This window comes from Paraburkholderia sediminicola, assembly GCF_046027825.1.
GTDB classification, from domain to species: Bacteria; Pseudomonadota; Gammaproteobacteria; order Burkholderiales; family Burkholderiaceae; genus Paraburkholderia; species Paraburkholderia sediminicola_D.
Genome location: NZ_JAQQDU010000131.1, coordinates 1 through 19978 on the forward strand (window position 1 = coordinate 1; position 19978 = coordinate 19978).

8 protein-coding genes and 1 tRNA gene are annotated in these 19978 nt (G+C 65.0%); all 9 read left to right on the top strand.

Annotated features, from left to right (window positions below):
* Nucleotides 1-51 precede the first annotated feature (51 nt).
* Nucleotides 52-1512: a tRNA lysidine(34) synthetase TilS gene (gene tilS, locus PQQ96_RS38330; RefSeq protein WP_408302098.1), complete on the top strand. Its 1461-nt coding sequence runs from the start codon at nucleotides 52-54 to the stop codon at nucleotides 1510-1512.
* A gap of 389 nt (nucleotides 1513-1901) precedes the next feature.
* Nucleotides 1902-3152, top strand: coding sequence for an aspartate kinase (locus tag PQQ96_RS38335; RefSeq protein WP_408302084.1), 1251 nt, complete (start codon nucleotides 1902-1904; stop codon nucleotides 3150-3152).
* A 247-nt stretch (nucleotides 3153-3399) separates the two neighbouring features.
* Nucleotides 3400-3493: transfer RNA gene (locus tag PQQ96_RS38340), tRNA-Ser, on the top strand.
* Between the two features lie 365 nt (nucleotides 3494-3858).
* Complete coding sequence (locus tag PQQ96_RS38345) at nucleotides 3859-4092, top strand: MbtH family protein (RefSeq protein ID WP_408302086.1); 234 nt, start codon at nucleotides 3859-3861, stop codon at nucleotides 4090-4092.
* A gap of 21 nt (nucleotides 4093-4113) precedes the next feature.
* Entirely contained in the window at nucleotides 4114-4872 is a 759-nt protein-coding gene (locus PQQ96_RS38350) for a thioesterase II family protein (RefSeq protein ID WP_408302088.1), read from the top strand.
* Nucleotides 4872-5822: a TauD/TfdA family dioxygenase gene (locus PQQ96_RS38355; RefSeq protein WP_408302090.1), complete on the top strand. Its 951-nt coding sequence runs from the start codon at nucleotides 4872-4874 to the stop codon at nucleotides 5820-5822. The genes PQQ96_RS38350 and PQQ96_RS38355 overlap by 1 nt, the downstream gene beginning before the upstream one ends.
* A 98-nt stretch (nucleotides 5823-5920) precedes the next feature.
* Nucleotides 5921-7351 (top strand): cupin domain-containing protein, encoded by a 1431-nt coding sequence (locus tag PQQ96_RS38360; RefSeq protein ID WP_408302092.1) that lies wholly within the window; start codon nucleotides 5921-5923, stop codon nucleotides 7349-7351.
* A gap of 247 nt (nucleotides 7352-7598) precedes the next feature.
* Nucleotides 7599-18506 carry a non-ribosomal peptide synthetase gene (locus PQQ96_RS38365; RefSeq protein WP_408302094.1) on the top strand — a complete coding sequence of 3636 codons (10908 nt, stop codon included), beginning with the start codon at nucleotides 7599-7601 and terminating at the stop codon, nucleotides 18504-18506.
* A partial coding sequence (locus PQQ96_RS38370; protein ID WP_408302096.1) for a condensation domain-containing protein occupies nucleotides 18503-19978 on the top strand: 1476 nt, incomplete at its 3' end. The genes PQQ96_RS38365 and PQQ96_RS38370, both read left to right, overlap by 4 nt.

Consider the following 19978-nt stretch of genomic DNA (forward strand, 5'->3'; position numbering starts at 1 on the left):
ACCCCCCCCCCCTATCCCCCCCCCCCCCCCCGGGTCCCCGCGGGGGTCGGCGTGGCGCTGTCCGTGCTCCCCGCGAGCGCACACATTGCGATTGCGTTCAGCGGAGGTGTCGATTCGAGTGTGCTGCTCGATGCGGCGGTGCGTGTGGCGGGTGCGTCGCGTTGTGTTGCGCTGCATGTGCATCACGGTCTGAGCACGCACGCAGACGAATGGCTTGCGCACTGCGACGTATTTGCGCGGGCACGTGGCGTTGAGTTCGCGGCGCAGCGTGTCGAGGTGCCGCGTGACGTAGGCATGAGCGTGGAGGCCGCGGCACGCGATGCGCGTTATCGCGCGCTGGACGCAATGTGCGCGGCACGCGGCATTCACACGCTATGGCTCGCTCAACACGCCGACGACCAGGCAGAGACGGTGCTGTTGCAACTGTTGCGCGGCGCGGGCCTTGCAGGTCTTGCCGCGATGGCGCCCGAGTATTTGCCGGCGGGTGCCTCAGCGGTGCGCGTGAGACCTTTGCTTGGCCTCCTGCGTGCGCAACTCGAACAGTATGCGAGCGCCCGCAATCTGCGCTGGATCGACGACGACTCGAACGCGGACCTACGTTACGCGCGCAACGCATTGCGCCACGAGGTGACACCGGCGCTGGCCGTCCACTTTCCTGGTTTTCGTGATGCACTCGCGCGCACAGCGGCGCATGCGGCATCGGCGCAGCGTCTACTCGACGATCTCGCGCGCATCGATCTGGATGGAGCAGGGCGAGATGAAGGCCGTGCGCTAGCGCATGATGCGCTGCTCAGCCTCGACGACGATCGTGCGCTCAATCTGCTGCGCTACTGGATGCGCATGCGGGGTCTCGTTGCTGCATCGACCGCGCGTCTTGTCGACGCTTTGCGCCAGTTGCGCGAAGTCGGCGCAGCAGGCGAGGGCCATAGTCTGCGTATCGATCATGCAGGGCAGGCGCTGCGCAGTTATCGCGGCCTCGTGTACTGGGAAGCGGGCGATAGCAGCGAACCCGCCGACGAAACCGCGCTCACCGAGCGCGCAGTCTGCGAACTCGCATGGCAGGGTGAAGCGATCTGGCGTTTGTCGCAATGGCGGGGCACCTTTGTGTTTGCCCCTGTCGAAGCGGATCCGGAAGCGGATCGGGACGGAGAGGCCGGCGCCGATTCCGAGGCCAATGGCGATACCTCCGGTAGTGCCGATGCAGCGCCGAACGATCCCGATACGATTCCCCTCAGCGTTCTACGCCGGGCATTGTTGAGCGCGCGGTCACGCAGCGGCGGTGAACGGATGCGCACCAGCGCCGCACCAGGCAGCCCGAGCCGCACGCTGAAAAATCTGTTCCAGGAGCGCGGTATTCCCGCATGGAAACGCGACGTGCCACTGCTCTACGTGGGCGACGACCTGCTGTTCGTGCCCTTGCTCGGCGTGAACCGCGCGGCGATGCCCAGGCAAGTGGATGCGGCCGAACCGCGGATCAGGATCATCTGGCGCGACGATCTGCTGATCGCCTGACCGACCGGTCAGACGGGCGTGTTATCTATCCCGTGAAACCCGGAAATAGGGCGCAAAACCGCACCGGATAAGCCTTTTCGGCCCGTAATGCGGACCATTCAACGGGCATTTTGGCTTGTCTTTTTGCGCCCGATCGGGTAATTTAACTTGTTTGCCCGACCCGATTTCGCCATCGCTGTCGTCGCCGTTGCCGGTTTGTGAGCGTGATCCGTCGTCTCCGGCAAGTAAGCCACTAGCGATCATTCCCGGGCAAATCCGCGCGTGCTGCACGCGCGCTGCATCTACGCCGCCACACACTTTGCCGCCGTTCACAAGACGTTGCGCCCCTGTGCTTTTGTGCGGTCGTCTCCAGCGCGCCAGCGCGGTTTATCCTCCAGTTCAGAACGACAATGGCACTCATCGTACATAAATACGGCGGCACCTCGATGGGCTCGGTCGAGCGCATCAAGAACGTCGCCAAGCGCGTCGCGAAATGGCACAAGGCCGGCCACAAGATGGTCGTCGTGCCGTCGGCAATGTCCGGCGAAACCAACCGCTTGCTCGGTCTCGCGAAAGAAATCACGGCTCAGCCGAGCCCGCGCGAACTCGACATGATCGCCGCCACGGGCGAGCAGGTCAGCTCGGGACTGCTGGCCATCGCGCTGCAGGAAGCCGGCGTCGACGCGGTCAGCTATGCCGGCTGGCAAGTGCCGGTCAAAACGGATAGCGCGTTCACGAAAGCACGCATCAGCGAAATCGACGGCGAGCGCGTGCTGCGCGATCTCGACGCAGGCAAAGTGGTGGTGATTACCGGCTTCCAGGGTATCGACCCTGAAGGCCACATCACCACGCTCGGCCGTGGCGGTTCGGATACGTCCGCTGTCGCTGTCGCTGCCGCATTGAAAGCCGACGAGTGCCTGATTTACACGGACGTCGACGGCGTCTACACGACCGACCCGCGCGTGGTGGAAGAAGCGCGCCGCCTCGATCGCGTGACGTTCGAAGAAATGCTGGAAATGGCAAGCCTGGGTTCCAAGGTGCTGCAGATCCGCTCGGTGGAATTCGCCGGCAAATATCAGGTGAAGACGCGCGTGCTGTCGAGCCTGACCGATCCGCTCATCCCGCTCGAGACTGAAATGAAGTCGGGCACCCTGATTACTTTTGAAGAAGACGAGACCATGGAAAAAGCAGTCATCTCGGGCATCGCGTTCCAGCGCGACGAAGCTCGTATCGCCGTGATGGGTGTGCCCGACAAGCCGGGCATCGCGTATCAGATTCTCGGCCCGGTGGCGGACGCGAATATCGACGTCGACATGATCATCCAGAACCAGAGCGTCGAGGGCAAGACGGCCTTCACGTTCACGGTCGGCCGCGGCGACTATCAGCGCGCCATGGACATCCTCACGAGCCAGGTGAAGGGTCACGTGCAGGCTGAGCAGGTGCTGGGCGACCCGAAGGTGTCGAAGGTGTCGGTGGTCGGCGTTGGCATGCGTTCGCATGTGGGTATCGCGAGCACGATGTTCCGCACGCTGTCGGAAGAGGGCATCAACATCCAGATGATCTCGACCTCCGAAATCAAGATTTCGGTGCTGATCGACGAGAAGTACATGGAGCTCGCCGTGCGCGCGCTGCATAAGGCGTTCGAACTGGATCAGGCGTAATTGCTGGGCAGGGTGGGGCGTACAAGAGCGCCTCATTTCTGAATGCGTGGCCGCTTGTGCCGTGTGTGCCGCTTGTGCCGTGTGTGCCGTGTGTGCCGCTTGTGCCGTATGCGCGGCTAGTGGGAATAAATTGCGTCGTTGATGACAAAACTGGCACAAAAAATGTCCGGTAGACATTGACCTTCGCGGTTCGGCCCGCTATTATCTTGGCTTCGTTGCGCTGACTCCCTGCGCAACCGAAAGTTTGGGAGACGTGGCCGAGAGGTCGAAGGCACTCCCCTGCTAAGGGAGCATCTGGGCCAAAACCTGGATCGAGGGTTCGAATCCCTCCGTCTCCGCCAGAAGTGGTAGAGAGAACCCCGCAGAGTCTAGGCTCTGCGGGGTTTTGTTTTTTCGGCCCGTCATTTAGCCCTTTCGCTCTTCCGCGAGTGGCCGTCCCTGATTCTGCAAGTCGATGCGATGGAAAGCCGCTTCAGCTTCAAGCGCACCCGGTCATACCTCACATGTCTTTTACACTAAGGATTCCAAAGCACCTCGACACCACATCAACCAATCGTTTGATGCGTATTTCATATCCCGGCGTTCTGTACCCCTCAATTTCCCTCGTTCCATTCTCCTACCGACCGTAAGGACATCAAAAATTCATTTGCACCTCATATCAAAAATATTGAATAATAATGATTCGCATTTGCAAAAGGAGGGCGAGATGAGCTGGGGCGATGAGGACACCACCTTCAACGTTGTAATCAATCACGAAGAACAGTATTCGATCTGGCCGGATTACAAGGACGTGCCCGCGGGCTGGCGGCTGGCCGGCAAAGAGGGGAAGAAGGAGGAGTGCCTCGCCTGGATCGATCAGGTGTGGACCGACATGCGTCCGCTGAGCCTGCGCAAGGCCATGGACGCCGATGTCGCTGGCGCAGCAACAACCCAGCCCTGACGCGACAGGCATTCGCGCGCCATGTCCACACCGATCACGCTGGTCTGTCTGCCTTATGCCGGCGGCAGTTGCGCCATGTACCGCAACTGGCCGGCGCAGATGCCGTCTTGGATCACGCTATGCCAGATCGATCCGCCCGGGCACGGCAATCGACGTTCGACACCCGCAGCCCAGTCGTGGCCGGCGCTCGTCGATGCGCTCGTCGGGGCGTTGCCGCGCCCGGCCGCATCCGCCGATATCGCGATCTTCGGTCACAGCATGGGCGCGCTGGCCGGCTACGAGCTGGCGCATCGGCTGCGCGAGAGGGTGGGGCGTTCGCCGGTATGGCTCGGCGCGTCGGCCTGCACGGCGCCGTCGCAGCGCGAAATCGATACGCGTTGGCGCGATTGTGGCGCCGACGCGATGGTCGACGAGTTGCGCCGGCTGGGCGGCACGCCCGCCGAACTGCTCGAAGACCGCGATTTCATCGAATTCGCGCTGCCCACGTTGCGTACTGATTTCGACCTCTGCGGCACCTATGCCGCCGACCCGCATCGCGTGCCGCTCGATTGCAGCGTGACCGCCTTCGGCGGCATCGACGATCTGGTTTCGCAAAAACCGGATGCACTCGACGCATGGGCTGCAGTCACGCGTGGGGCCTTCAGTCGCCGGATGTTTCCGGGCGGCCATTTCTATATTGAGCAATCTTCCCGTGCGGTGATCGACGCCGTGATCGGCGAGCTTTCCGCCGCACGCACGCGATTGCGCGCACCCGTCGAAGGTGAGCCATGGACGCTTTGATGAATCGTGATGTGCCGCATGCAAGCGGCGAGCTGATCGAGCAGAACGGGTCACGCCTGCGTGTGATTCACGCGCAGGAAGGCGAGTCGATCGACGCGCTGATCCCGACGCTAACGCATACGCTGCTGGACACCGGCGGCGTGTTGCTGCGAGGCTTCGATGCGCTGGGGGTGGACGGTCTGCAGCGAGTCGCGGCGTTGCTCGGCGAGCCACTGCAGGCCTACGAATTCGGCTCATCGCCGCGCACCCATGTCGACAAGGGCGTGTTCTCGTCGACCGAGTATCCGGCGAGTCAGTGGATCGATCAGCATAACGAACAGTCGTACACCACACAGTGGCCGGCGCGCATTCTGTTCTACTGTGAGACGCCTGCCGCGCGTAATGGCCAGACGCCCATTGCGGATAGCCGCGAAGTGTACCGGCGGCTCGATGCATCGCTGCGACGACGCTTCGACGACCAGAAAATCATGTACGTGCGCAACTACGGCAATGGTCTCGATGTGCCCTGGCAGCAGGTATTCGGCACCGACGATCACGCCGCCGTCGAACGTTTCTGCCGCGCGCGCCAGATCGGCTTCGAATGGCTCGACGAGGGCGAAGCGCTGCGCACGCGCCAGATCTGTCAGGCGGAGTGGCGTCATCCCGCCACGGGCGACACCGTCTGGTTCAATCAGGCGCATCTTTTTCACGTGACGAATCTGCCCGAAGACACGCGCGAAGCGCTGCTCGAACTCGTGGATGAAGCCTCGCTGCCGCGCAACACCTATTTCGGCGACGGTACGCCGATCGACCCACTCATGCTCGACGAGATTCGCGCTGTCTATCGCGACACGACCTTGTCGTTCGACTGGCATGCCGCCGATCTGCTGATTCTCGACAACGTCCTGATGTCGCACGGACGCGCGCCGTTTGAAGGCAAACGTCGCGTGCTGGTCGCGATGGCCGCATGACGGTCGTACACGCTTTATCTTGCAAACGCCAACGTTTGCCCATTGCCGTTGCCGTTTTATTCAAACCCGGTTCCAGCAACTGACAGGATTTTCCGATCATGACGCAAGCCTTGCCACCCCTGTTTGACTTCACCCCTTTCGCCGGCCAGAGCGTGCACTATGTCTCGCTGATCAAGCAGTTCGCGCAGGCTCACGCGTTCCGCAGCGCGAGCGTCGAGGAGCTCGTGCTCAAGGACGATTTTCATCGGCGGCCGTTGCGGCCGGAAGATTTCGAGTTCCTCAAATTCATGAAGCCGGTGCGCGCCGATAACGTGAGCCGTCTGCCGGCGCTGGCGTCGAACCGCACGCTGCTGTCGATCTACGAGCTCGATGTGCTGCGCGCGCCGCAAGGCCGTGAGCCCGAAGACTGGCAGCGTTTCGCGGATTTCTACCGCGACGACGTTCGAACGCTCGGCGAGCAGATTGCGCCGTTTCTCGAGGCTTACGCGTTTTCGTACCTAAGCGCCGACGCCGATCCGTCGCGCGGTGTCGCGGCGGTTGGCGAGCAGTTGGGTCGCATCGTCGATGCTGAACTGTCGTTCTGGAACGCCGCGTTCGACCGGCTGATGCGCAACGATTACCTCGAAGAGGGCCTGCGCTTCATCATGGTTCAGCGCTGGGCGCTCGCGCCGACCCAGCGCCGCACGCTTGCGCAAGCGAATGCACGCGGTTTCTTCGCCACGCTGCCGCACGATGCGCAACCCGCTCTGCCTGGCGGGTTTCCGGAAGACGGACTGCTTGAACGTGTCGCAGCGGCCTGCGGCGTGACCGGCCAGCAGCATGCGTACTGGCAGTTCTATTTGCCGACCAGCACCGCGAAATGCAATCTGCTGAGCGCACTAGGCCGTCGTCCATCCCGCGCGTTTGCGTTTGCCGGTGCAGCATTCGCCGCGCAGGCGGAATGGCTTGCCTTCGGTCTCGCGCTCGAACGCGCCTGCGTGCATTTGCTGCCCGCCGGCAAACGTCCGGCCGATGCCGGTGCGCTCAAGGCTGAACTGGTATCGCGTGCCGAGCGCGCGTTTGTCCATGTTGCCGACCATCACGGGTCGCTGGCCTACGCGCAGGCCGTGCAGGGAATCGACGCCGGCGACAGGCTCGCCGAACGCGGCCGCTGGGATCTCGGCGAACAATTGCGTTGGCTGTCCGCGATCGACCGCTATTGCGGGTTTGCGCGGCAGATCAGTACGCGCATCGATGCCGAATGTCCCAACATCGACCGTGAGACTTTCGTCGAGCCGCACGAAATGTGTTCAACGACGCACGTGCATAACGATCACCGCCTTGTCACGATCGAAGAAGGCGAGATGCTGTTCTGGGGCAACGTCGGCATGCAGCTCAAAATGAACCGCGGCGACATGGTGCTGATCCCCGACGGGCGTCTGCACGGTTCGACCGTCGTCTCGGGCGAGTGCACGTATCACCAGCCCATCATTCCCGACGACTGGGTTCAGGCTTTGACGGCCGAACTCGATTCAGCGCCTGTGCGCTGAGCCACCGCGCAGTTCACCACGCGGCAGTCGCAACGCCGTGGTGACAAAGCTGTAAATAGCGCAGTTCATGCATTTCAGGCGTCCTACAGAAAGGCGCCGATTGTCCCCACTCGAATATTCCCGCCGTACGCATGCGGATAGCAGTCGTTCGTCTGCGTAACGGCATCGGCACGTCCTGACGCACACCTTGTGCGGCCCCGCCGGGGCCGCGCGGGCGCGTCGGCGTTTTCGGAACACGAGGAAGGACATGCAAGTAGACAAATCAGTGGCCGCTGACAACACCGGGCGCGGTACCGACGCGGGCTTTGTCGCCAGCGACTGGAAAAGCCGCGTGATCGAAGGCCGGAAGACGGGCGCAAGCGTGACGCTGCCCGCGTGGCTGGAGTCGTCGTACGAAACGCTGCGCACGCAGGTGATGGACCCCGGTTATCCGTGTTTCTTCGGCACGATCGCCGAGCGGCGCGGCGAGATGTTCTACGCGTTCGTCAACGGCAAGGACATCTCGGACCTGCCCGCGACGATGCAGACCTTCGCCGAGTTGGCGTCGCTCCCCGAGTACCGCAAGAACAACATCGCGGTGTTCTTCGAGCCGGATGCCGAGCCGCTTTCGCACGACACCTACCACGAACTGTTCTGGAACGCGCTGCAAACGCTGCATAACGTCGACCCCGACCCGAATGCCGACGCGCAGCCCGAACCCTCGCACGAAGACTGGGAGTTCTCGTTCGCGGGCGTGGAAATGTTCGTCGTCTGCGCGTGCCCGTCGTTCGAGACGCGTCATAGCCGCAATCTCGGCCCCGGCATGGTCTTGCTGTTCCAGCCGCGCAGCGTGTTCGTCGATACGATCACGAACAAGGTGATCGGCCGTGAGGCGCGCAATCAGGTGCGCAAGCGGCTCGAAACCTGGGACGACGTCTCGGCGCATCCGGATCTGGGTTTCTACGGCGACCCGGGCAATCTGGAATGGAAGCAGTATTTCCTCACCGACGAGAACACGCCCGCCGGTGATCGCTGCCCGTTCCTCAAACGCAACAGGCGCGCGCTGGCCGAGGCCGCGGGCGGTACCGCACCCGCACCGTTGTCCGCACCGACTGCACCCGCCGCACCTGCCGCACCTGCCGAGGCCGCGCAGGATCTCGTCAGCATGATGCTGCGTCACGCAGCCACCCAGCCGGACCGCATCGCCGTGCGTTTTCTCGCGGACGGTGAGCGCGACGAGCAGGTGCTCACCTACGGCCAGTTGCATCGCCGCGCGCTAGCCTGCGCCGAGCGTCTGTCGCGCGACGCGCAGCGCGGCGAGCGCGCCATCCTGCTGCTGCCCACCGGTCTCGATTACGTCGCCGGCTTTCTCGGCTGTCTGTATGCCGGCGTGATCGCGGTGCCCGCGTATCCGCCCGAGTCGTCCAATCCGCAGCATCTGCAACGGGTGCGTGCGATGTTCGACGACTGCGAGCCGCGCGTCATGCTCACCGACCGCGCGCACGAAGCGCTGCTGTCGAATCTCGCGGACAGCGCGGATTCGTTGGCTGCGCGTTGCACGACGCTGCTGGTGGACACCGTGCAGCAGGGCACCAGCGGCGGCTTCGCGGTACAGCCGCCCGCCGCCGGCGATATCGCCTTCCTGCAGTACACGTCGGGTTCGACGGCTGCGCCGAAGGGCGTGATGGTGAGCCACGGCAACGTGAGCGCCAATGAAATCGCCATACGCGAGGCGATGGCTTTCAGCGCCGACGACATCATGGTGAGCTGGCTGCCGCTCTATCACGACATGGGTTTGATCGGCGGACTGCTGGCGCCGCTCTTCGTCGGCTTTCCGGTCGTGCTGATGTCGCCCGCTCATTTTCTCGAGCGGCCGGCGCGCTGGCTGCAGGCCGTGTCGCGTTATCGCGCAACCGTGAGCGGTGGACCGAATTTCGCGTACCAACTGTGCTCCGAGCGTGTACGCGCCGACCAGTTGAAGGGCGTGGACCTGTCGTCGTGGCGTGTCGCATTCTGCGGCGCGGAGCCGATTCGCGCCGCGACGCTCGACGCGTTTGCGCACACTTGCGCCTCGGCGAACTTCGCGGCGACGACGCTTTATCCCTGCTACGGGCTCGCGGAAGCGACGCTGCTGGTGAGCGGCGTCGATGCCGGGCAAGGTTATGCGCTGTTCGACGCCGAGCGCAGCGCGCTTGCAGCGGGACATGCCGCGCGGGCCGATGCAACGGATGCCGGTTCGCTTGCAGAGGCTACGCGTCTTGTCGAAGGCGGACGTGTGCAGGCGCATCATACGGTGCGTATCGTCGATCCGCAAACTGGCGTGGATCTCGAGAGAGGCCGCATCGGAGAAATCTGGTTTAGCGGGCTCAGCGTCGCGCAAGGCTACTGGAACAATCCGCAGGCGAGCGCCGAGACGTTCGTCAGCGATGCCGGTGGCGGGCGCTGGCTGCGCACCGGCGACCTAGGCTTCATGTCGGACGAACGCCTGTATGTGAACGGTCGCGTGAAAGATCTGATTATCGTGCGCGGCCAGAACCTCTACCCGCAGGATATCGAGGCGACGCTGGCCGCCCGCGTTGCCGCGCTGCGTCCCGGTCGTATCGCGGCGTTCGCGGTTGCGCAGGGCAAGGATGGCGAAGCCGGCGAGGGCATCGGCATTGCCGCGGAAGTGTCACGCGTTACCGCGCGCGATCTCGACGAAGCCGCGCTGTTTGCGCAGATCGAAGCAGCCATCGTCGATGCGCATCGCGAACCCGTCGCCGCCATCGCGATCCTGAAGCCCGGCACGCTGCCGCGCACGTCGAGCGGCAAGCTAAGGCGCAGCGCCTGCGCGCACGGGTGGCGCGAGCACACGCTCGATCTCGTCGCACGTTACTCGCGCGACGAGACTGGAGCGCTTGCGCGCAGCGGTGCGCGCCGTGCGGCCTCGACGCCGACGGAAGCGGCGTTGCTGTCGCTCTGGCAAGCCGTGTTCGACGACGACACCGTGTCTTGCGATGCCGACTTCTTTGCGCTCGGCGGCCAGTCGATCAAGGCGACCGCGCTGCTCGCACGCATTCGTGCCACATTGGGACGCGACGTGCCGCTCGATTTCGTCTTCACGCAGCGCTCGATCGTGTCGCAGGCCGCGTGGCTGGACCAGACCGCGCATGAAGCCGTCGCCGCCGAAAGCACGTCGTCGATCAGCGCTGCGACGGCCGTCGACGCATCAGCGCTGTCCGCCGGCCAGCGTGCGCTGTGGTACCTGTGGCGCGAAGCGCCCGTGAGTTCGGCATACAACGTGTCGGGCGCGTTCCGGATCGACGGCGCGCTCGACGTGGAGAAGTTGAGCGACGCGGTGTCGGCACTGGTGCAGCGTCATCCGCAACTCAGGATGCGCGTGCGACAAGACGGTGCGAACCCGCAAGCCACGTTCGACGCACCCGCGGCACACCTTGAGATCATCGATGCAGCATTCGCCGGTGACGGCGCCGACGGCCGCATCCAGGCGCTGATCGACGCACCGTTCGATCTCGAACGCGGCCCGTTATTCCGCTCGCATCTCGTGTGTGGCGTAGAGGGCGCGCAGACACTCGTGCTCTCGCTTCACCACATCGTCGCGGATGCGCATTCCTGCGCGGTGATCATGCGCGACCTGATGCGCCTGTACGTTTCAGCCGGCGAGCTTGAAACGCTGACGGCGACCTATGCCGACTACTGCGCTGCGCAACATGCATTCGCCGCATCGGACGCCGAACGTGCGCAACTCGACTTCTGGCGCGAAGCGCTGGGCGAGTCGGGTCCTGAGGTGAGTCCCGCCGCGCGCTTGCCCGCTGATCGTCCGCCGCACGCATTGACGCAGGAGGGCCATGCACAGGGCGGCCGTCTGCGCGTTGATCTGCCGGCGCAATTGGGCGTCGCGCTGCGTGAGCTGGCGAACGGCGAAGGCACGACGCTTTTTACCGTGCTGCTTAGCGCATTCGCGGTTGCAATAGAACGGTATTCGAACCAGTCCGATATCCGCATCGGCGTGCCCGTTTCGAATCGCCGTGAACTGGCGTTCGAGAACGTGGTGGGCTACTTCGTCAATACGACGGTGGTGCGCGCGCAGGTTGAACGTGCACAGCCGTTCGCGTCGCTGGTTGACGCGGTGCAGGACAGCTTGCTCGCGGCGCGTCGGCATGCCGATGTGCCGTTCTCGCGTGTCAACGATGCGTTGCGCGATCGCGGACCGCTGTTCGAAATCATGTTCAACCTCGAAGAAGCGGTGCTGCAGGATGCCGCTGCACTTGCGGGCCTCGCCTTGAGCGATCTCGATCTGCGTGCGCGCGACGTACCGTTCGAATTGTCGCTTGACGTGACGGCGGCGCGTGATGGCGTGTCGCTGTCGTTCAGCTATCTCGCGAGCCGCTTCGATGCGGCCACGATCGATGCGTTCGCGCACCGTTATATCGGGCTGCTCGGACAGATCGCGGCGAACCCGGCGATGAAGATCTCGCAGTGGCAAATCGACGGTGCGGCCGTGTCGGTGAACGAACAGCGTGAACGCGCGACAACCTTCCTGCCGCTGACCGCGCGCATCGAGCGTCACGTCCACGAGACGCCGCACGCAACCGCGCTGCGTTGTGGCGGTGAATCGGTCAGCTATGCGCAACTGGCGGCGCGCGCCGGACAAGTCACGCGTACGCTGCGCTCGGCTGGTGCCCGCGCTGACGAATCGGTCGCCATCCTGTTGAGCCGCACGCCGACGCTGGTGGCTGCGATGCTCGGCACGATGCAAAGCGGGGCGTGTTACGTACCGCTCGACGCTGCGTATCCGGCCGAGCGCATCGCGCACATGCTCGACGATGCACGCGTGCGCATCGTGATTACCGATCAGGCCCATGCGCGACGGCACGCCGCCGCGCTCGCCGGTCGCACGCTGATTCTGGTGAGCGACGCGGCAACCGCCTCGCTATTGAAGATTGATGCCGAGGCGAGCCGTCATGTGCATCCGGATCAACTCGCCTACGTCGTGTTCACGTCGGGGTCGACGGGCCGGCCAAAGGGCGTCGCGATCTCGCACCGTGCGCTGGCGAGCCATATCGACGACTTCATCGCGATGCACGAAATCGGCCGCGACGATGTCGTACTGCAGTTTTCGACGCTGAGCTTCGATGCGTCGATCGAACAGCTTTGGCCGGCGCTCGCAGTCGGCGCCGCTGTGGCGATGCGTGGCGATGCATCGTGGGATCCTGAGGCGCTTGAAGCGCATCTGCGCGACGAATGCGTCACGCTCGCCGATCTGCCGACGTCGTACTGGCGCGAATGGACAGCATCGCTCGCCGGCCGGGCTCACGCTGACGGCCTCGCGATGCTGCGCACGATCACGGTGGGCGGCGAAGCGGTGTCGGCGGATCTGCTGGGCCGCTGGCAGAGCGGGCCGCTCGGACACGTGCGTTTCGTGAACACCTATGGGCCGACCGAAGCGACCGTCGTCGCGCTGGCGCACACCACCACCGCCGCCGACACGGCCTCCGGCGTGGTGCCGGTTGGCCGCGCGCTTGCGCATCGCAAGGCGGTCTTGCTGGATCGCCATGGCGAGGCGGTGCCCGTTGGCGGCGTCGGCGAACTGTGTATCGGCGGCCCGACGCTCGCGCGCGGCTATATCGGCCGGCCGGCGGTGAGCGCGGGCGCTTTCGTGCCCGACACGTCGGGCGCACCGGGCGCGCGCCTCTATCGAACCGGCGATCTATGCCGGCAACGCGCCGACGGGACGTTCGATTTCCTCGGACGTGCCGACCAGCAACTGAAGATTCGCGGCGTGCGCGTCGAGCCTGGCGAAGTCGAGGCGGTCCTGCGCGCGGTCGCGGGCGTTGCGGATGCCTGGGTTGTCGCCCATCGGCAAGCCGGCCACGCGGAAGCCGATGCCGAAGCCGATGCGCAACTGGTCGCTTACGTGGTCACGGCGCACGCTGCGTCGTTTGATGCCATGGCGTTGCGACGCGCGCTGGCCGATGTGTTGCCGCCCGTGATGATTCCCAGTGCTTTCATTGCTCTCGACGCGCTGCCGCTGACGGCCAACGGCAAGCTCGATCGCCGTGCCTTGCCGAAGCCGATCGAAGCGGCGCCTGCGGACGCATCGATGGTTGACGGTATGAGCGCGCGCGAAGCGCAACTGCTGACGCTCTATCGCGAGGTGTTGCATCGGCCTGACTGTGCCCTCGACGACGACTTCTTTGCGCTGGGCGGTGATTCGATCCTGTCGCTGCAACTTGTGGCGCGCGCGAAAGACGCCGGCCTGACCATGACCTCGCGGCAAGTCTTCGCCGCGCCCGATGTGCGCAGTCTCGCGCGGTTGCTGGCGAGCGAAAGCGCCGACGCCACGCTGCACGGCGCTGCACTGGTCGACGAACCGCGTACCGCGTTCGTGCCGGTGACGCCGATCGAGGCGTGGTTCTTCGAGCACTATCCGGATGCACCGGCGCGCTGGAACCAGGCGGCCATGCTGCGGCTGTCCGAGACGCTTGATCCGGCACGCCTGGAAGCCGCGCTGCATGCGCTCGTCCTTCGGCATGACGCGTTGCGGTTGCGCTTCACACAGACGCCTTCGGGCGAATGGCAGCAGCGCATCGAACCCGCCGATGCGTGGCGTGCGCGCGGCGCACGGCTGCTGCTCGATGGCGGCGCGGACGATCCCTCGCAGACGATCGACCAGGTGCACGGCAGTCTTTCGCTGCAGGAGGGGCCGTTGCTGCGCGCAGCGTTGCTGCGAGGCGAGCAGGGTAGCGAGCAGGACCGCGGCCGCCTGCTGATCGCGATTCATCACCTCGCCGTCGATGCGGTCTCGTGGCACATTCTGTTGCGCGATCTCGACCATCTTTATCGAAACGGTGAACCGCGCTCGCGGGCGACATCGTTCGGCGCCTGGGCGCTGATGCAGTCGCGCGCCGCACCGCAACCGGCGGCTGCGGCGGTTCTTGCCGACGAACTCGATGTCTGGCGCCGCCAGTTAACGCAGAGCGCCACGCCGTCCGCCCGGTTCGCCGTAAAAAGCGCGGCGCTTACAGCCGTTGGAGCGGACACGGCGCGCGCCGAGCTGGACCATCGTCGTCAACGGATGGCCGCCGCGCAGATCGGCAGCCCGACATGGCGCGACGCGCGCCGTCGGTCCGACGTGCTGCTGGCCGCGCTGGTCGACGCACTGTGCAACGGCAGCGACGCACACGGACATGCACGCTGCGAAGGTATCGTTGTCGAGATCGAAGGACATGGCCGCCAGGTCGAACTTCCGGCAGGCGCGTCGGTCGATCTGTCGACGACGGCAGGCTGGTTCACCAGCCGCTTCCCGCTCTGGATCGCACGCAGCGCGCGCGCCCCGGATATCGCAGCGGCGCTTGCCGCGGTGCCGGCCAAAGGCGTGCGCTGGGGCATGCTCGAATACAGCGCCGATGCGACACTGCGCAACGCGGCACGCGCGCTGCCGCGTGCCGAAGTGGTGTTCAACTATCTCGGCGACGTGTCGGCTTCCGGCACGGCATCACAGCGCCCGCTGTGGTCGGTCACGGCGGAGCCCGTCGGCATGACGGGCCAGGCGCGCCGGGCGAACGCCACAACCATTCGACTGACGCTTGACGCGATGCTCGTCGATGGCGATCTGGTATTCGACTGGCACGCCGATCCCGCCTATATCGACGCCGCCGAACTGGACGCCCTGACGCAACGATTCGCTACCTGTCTGCAACGCGATGGGCGTGAGCATGCCGCGAACGGTGCATCGTCGGCTGCGGCGGCGCTCGAATTGCGCAGCCCGCTGGCCGCATTGAACGCGACCCACATCGAAGCCTGCTTCGCCGATCCCAACGCGATAGAAAACCTGCATCCGCTCTCGCCGATGCAGCGCGGCATGCTCTCTCATGCGCTGCATGCAGAGGCTGATCCGTACTACGTGCAGCACGTGTTCGAGCTCGACGGTATCCGCGATCCCCATCTGTTCGAGCGGGCATGGCAAAACGCCGTTGAGCGGCATCCCATGTTGCGTACGGATTTTCACTGGGACGGTTTGCCTGCGCCCGTGCAGGCCGTGCGCAAGTCGGCCGCGCTCTTTGTCGATCATCGTGACTGGCGCGGACTGGATGGACAGACGCGCCGCGATACGCTCGTGGCGCAATGGCGTACCGAACACGCAAAAGGGTTCGACTTTGCGAAGGCCTCCGATCTGCAGATCGCATTGATCCGCATCGATGCCGAGCGCTATCTGCTTGGGTGGCGATTCCATCATATTCAAATGGACGGCTGGAGTCTCGCCGCCTTGTTCAACGAAGTCGCGGCAGATTACGCTCGACTTGCCGCGCCCGACGATGCGAAACCCGCGCTGCCGCAGCAGCACGGGGCGACGTCGCCAGGATTCGGCCGCTACGCCGACTGGCTGGCAGAGCAGTCGTTCGATGCGTCGAAGCGGTGGTGGCGCGACGCGCTGGCGGGCTTCGACGAACGTACACCCGTGCCTTACGCGAGCCGTGCGCAATCGCTGGCTGAACGCACCAACGATGCGTCGAGCCCGAGTCGATATGCCGAACAGCACGCCGAACTCGACGACGCGCTGACGCAAGCGTTGCGCGACTTCACCCGCGCACACGGTGTCACGCTGAACACGCTGATCCAGGGCGCGTGGGTATGGCTGCTGTCTCGCCATAGCGGCAAGCGCGACGTGGTGTTCGGCATGACGACGGCAGGACGCAGCGCGCCGCTCGACGGCATCGAACAGTCGATCGGACTGTTTATCAACACCGTGCCGCTGCGTGTCGAGCTTCGTGCGCAGAGCACCGTGGCCGACTGGTTGCGCGCGCTGCAGCGTCACAGCGGCAGCGTGCGCGAGCACGAACTGCTGCCGCTCGACGCGATCCAGGCCGGGAGTGAACTCGGCGCCGAGCAGGCGTTGTTCGATACGGTCGTTGTGTTCGAGAACTATCCGATCGATCCGCAAATGACGCAGTACCCGCATGGCCTTCGCGGGGCCGCGCATCTCGAGTTGCCGCTCGCGCAGAACACGCAGGGCGCCGAGACCTTCGGCCGTAATCATTTTGCGTTGAGCCTTGTGGTGTCGCCGGGTCCGCAGCCGCGCGTGGTGCTGGCCTACGACCGTCACGCGATCGGCGACGACGCGGTGTTCTCGTTGCTGCAGCAGTTCCAGTCCGCACTGGCGCAACTGGCCGGCTCGCCCGCGACCCGGCTCGGCGCGCTTGGCTGGCAGGAGCAGAGAGACGCAGCGACGGTAGCGGCGCCTCGAACGCTCTCACCTTCCGCGCATCAGCCCACGCTGCTGCAGACCATCGCCGCGCGCGCGGCGAACGATCGCACGCGCGAGGCGGACGCCCTGGTGTTCAACGGTGAGCGCATCAACTGGTCGTCGTTGTGGGCGTGGTCCGGACAGATCGCACGACGGCTCGCAGCCGCGCGGGACGCACAGGCGTCAGCGTCCGGCCTGCGCGAGATCGCGGAGCCACACATCGCGATCCTGCTGCCGCGCGGGCCGGCGCTCGTGGCCGGCATTCTCGCGGCATGGCGTCTCGGCGCCGCGTATGTGCCGCTAGATCCGGGGCATCCCGCGGAGCGTCTTGCCTGGCAGATCGAGGATTGTGGTGCGTCGCTTTGTGTGTGCGACGAACGCCCGTCCTGGATGCCGGCACAGGTTGCGACAGTGCCGCCGTCACGCTATTTCGCGGACGGCGCCGGGTTCGCCGATCGGGTCGAGCCAGGCCACGCGGTTCACCCCGGTCAGACCGCGTACGTGATCTACACGTCCGGTTCGACGGGACGGCCGAAGGGCGTCGCGGTCAGTCACGGCGCATTGCTCAACTACACGCGCTCGCTGGTGTCGCGCGTTCCCGCTGCCGTTAGAAGCGCGGCTTACGTCTCTACGCCCGCCGCCGATCTCGGGCACACGGTGCTATTCGGTGCGCTATGGGCGGGCTGGACGCTTCATCCGCTCGACGAAGACTGTGCCTTCGATCCGGACCGGTTTGCCGCCTATGTCGGGCAGCACGAAATCGATCTGCTGAAGATTGTGCCGAGTCACCTCGCGTCGCTGCTGCAGGCACGTGATGCGGCGCGCGTGTTGCCGCGGCAGTGTTTGATCGTTGGCGGTGAAGCGACACCGGTTTCGTTGGCAAGCCGCATCCATGAACTGGCGCCGGGCTGCCTGCTGCTGAATCACTACGGGCCGACGGAGACGACCGTCGGCGCCATTACGGGCGTCGCGTCCAACGATGCGCAAGCCGCTTCAGAGGCCGCTTCACAAGCTGCTTCACAAGCCGCCTCGCTGACGCTCGATCAGCCGATCGACGCGATGCGTGTCGTCATTGTCGATCACGACGGCCACGCGGTGCCGCATGGCGTGGCAGGCGAGTTGTGCATCGGTGGAGCGGGGCTGGCGCGCGGCTACCTGAATCAGCCCGGCCGCACGGCCGAGCGGTTCGTGCCGGATGCGATGACGGCAGGCGAGCGTCTGTACCGAACCGGCGACCGGGCGCGCCGTCTGGCGTCGGGGCGCGTCGAATGGCTGGGACGTATCGACGATCAGGTGAAGATCCGTGGCTTTCGCGTTGAACCCAGTGAAATCGCAGCGGTTCTGCGCAGCCTGCCTGGCGTGCGCGATGCGGCGGTGCTTGCACGCAGCGAAGGCATCGGCGAGCACAACGCGCGACTCCGCCTGACCGGCTACGTATGCGGCGACGCGCTGGATGGTGCAACGCTGCGGCAGACCCTGGCGACCTTGCTGCCCGATGCGCTGGTACCCGCGCGCATCGTGAAGGTCGCGCACTTGCCGCTGACGAAGAACGGCAAGCTCGACCGCGCGGCGCTCGACGCGCTGACGGATGAAGCACCGCAGCAGCGGACCGTCGAAGCGCCGTCGAATGCCGTCGAAGCACAACTGCTGGCGATCTGGCACGACGTGCTCGGGCGCGGCGACATCTGCGTGCTCGACAACTTCTTCGAAACTGGCGGTGATTCGATCCTGAGCCTGAAGCTGATCGCGAAAGCGCGCCGCGCGGGCCTGTCGCTCTCGCCGAAGCTCGTCCTGACTCATCCGACGGTGCGCTCGCTGGCCTCGCAACTGGCGGGCGCAAGCGCCTCGTCTGAGCGTCAGGACAGGGCGGCAAACAGCGGTGTGGTTGGCAAACAAACCTTGAAGTCGTGGTTGGAAGAACTCGAATGAATGCGTTGATCAAGTCTTTGGCAGTGGATGAAACGGTGTCTTCCGGCGCGGCGTCTTCCGCGGCGCCCGCTCCCGCCCATGATGCCGGCGAGCTTCTCGACATCTCGCGCCGCTATGCGAGCTTGCCGCCCGAGCGCCGCCGCGCATTCCGCGAACGACTGCGAGCCCATGGTTTCGACGTCGCGCAGTTGCCGGTGGTGGCGCTGTCGAATGAAGAAGGTGCATCGGCCGACGCGCCGCTCTCGCCGGCGCAGGAGCGTTTGTGGTTTCTGTGGCGTCTGAATCCCGCAAGTGCGGCGTACAACATGTCGGGCGTTTTGCGCCTGAAAGGCGCGATCGACGTGTCGGCATTGCGCGCTACGTTCGCCGCGCTGGTCACGCGTCACGCTTCGCTGCGCACGCGGTTCGTGGAGATCGATGGCGAGCCGCGTCAGCGCGTGGATAGCGAGCCTGTATTCGGTTGGGCGGAGCAGCGACTCGCGGATCAGAGCGACTTGGCGATGCAAGCGATGCTGGACCAGCTTGCATGGCGGCCTTTCGATCTCGAGCACGGGCCCTTGCTGCGCGTCGATCTGGTGCGAACGGTCAGCGACGACCAGCGCCTGCTGATCTCGATGCATCACATCGTGTCCGATGGCTGGTCGATTGGCGTGCTGTTTGCCGAGTTCCTGTCGCTCTACGAAGCCGCCACGACGTCGGTCGATCGTGAGCCTCGCGCGTTGGAAGAATGTGCGGAACTGGAGCCGTTGCGCGTCCAGTACACCGATTATGCACGCTGGCAGCGCGAATGGTTCGGCGATGCGGCGCTGGCTGAGCAGCTCGACTACTGGCGCGCGCAGCTCGCGCCTGTCGATGTGGAAGCGCTGGCGTTGCCGTTCGACCGCAGCCGCAAGGGCGCGCGCGACACAACGACCGGCGCGCGCGCCGGTACAGTGTCAGCCCGCGTACCGGTTACCACGGCGAATGCGCTCAAACATTTCGCGGGCACGCGCGGCACCACGTTGTTCGCCGCGTTACTGGCCGACTTCGACGTGCTGCTGCATCGCTATACCGGCTCGCGCGACGTGCGCGTAGGCGTGCCGGTAGCGGGCCGGCATGGCGCCGACACGACCGGTTTGATCGGTTTCTTCGTCAACACGATTGTGATGCGCGCATCGGTGCGCGCGAGCGATACCTACGCCGGGCTGCTCGACCAGGTGGCGGCGCGCCTTGCCGAAGGGCAGTGCAATCAGGACCTGCCGTTCGCCAAGCTGGTCGAGGCGTTGCAGCCGGTGCGCGAGCCCGGCCGTACGCCGCTCTTCGACGTGATGTTCAACCTGCGGCAGCATCCGTCGCATCGTGCGGCGCTGCCGGGACTCGAGATCGAAAGCGTGGCGCTGAATGTCGATGCCGCGCAGTTCGATCTGAGCTTGAATGCGGCAGAGAGCGCGCACGGCATCGATCTGTCATTTGATTTTGCGAGCGATGTATTT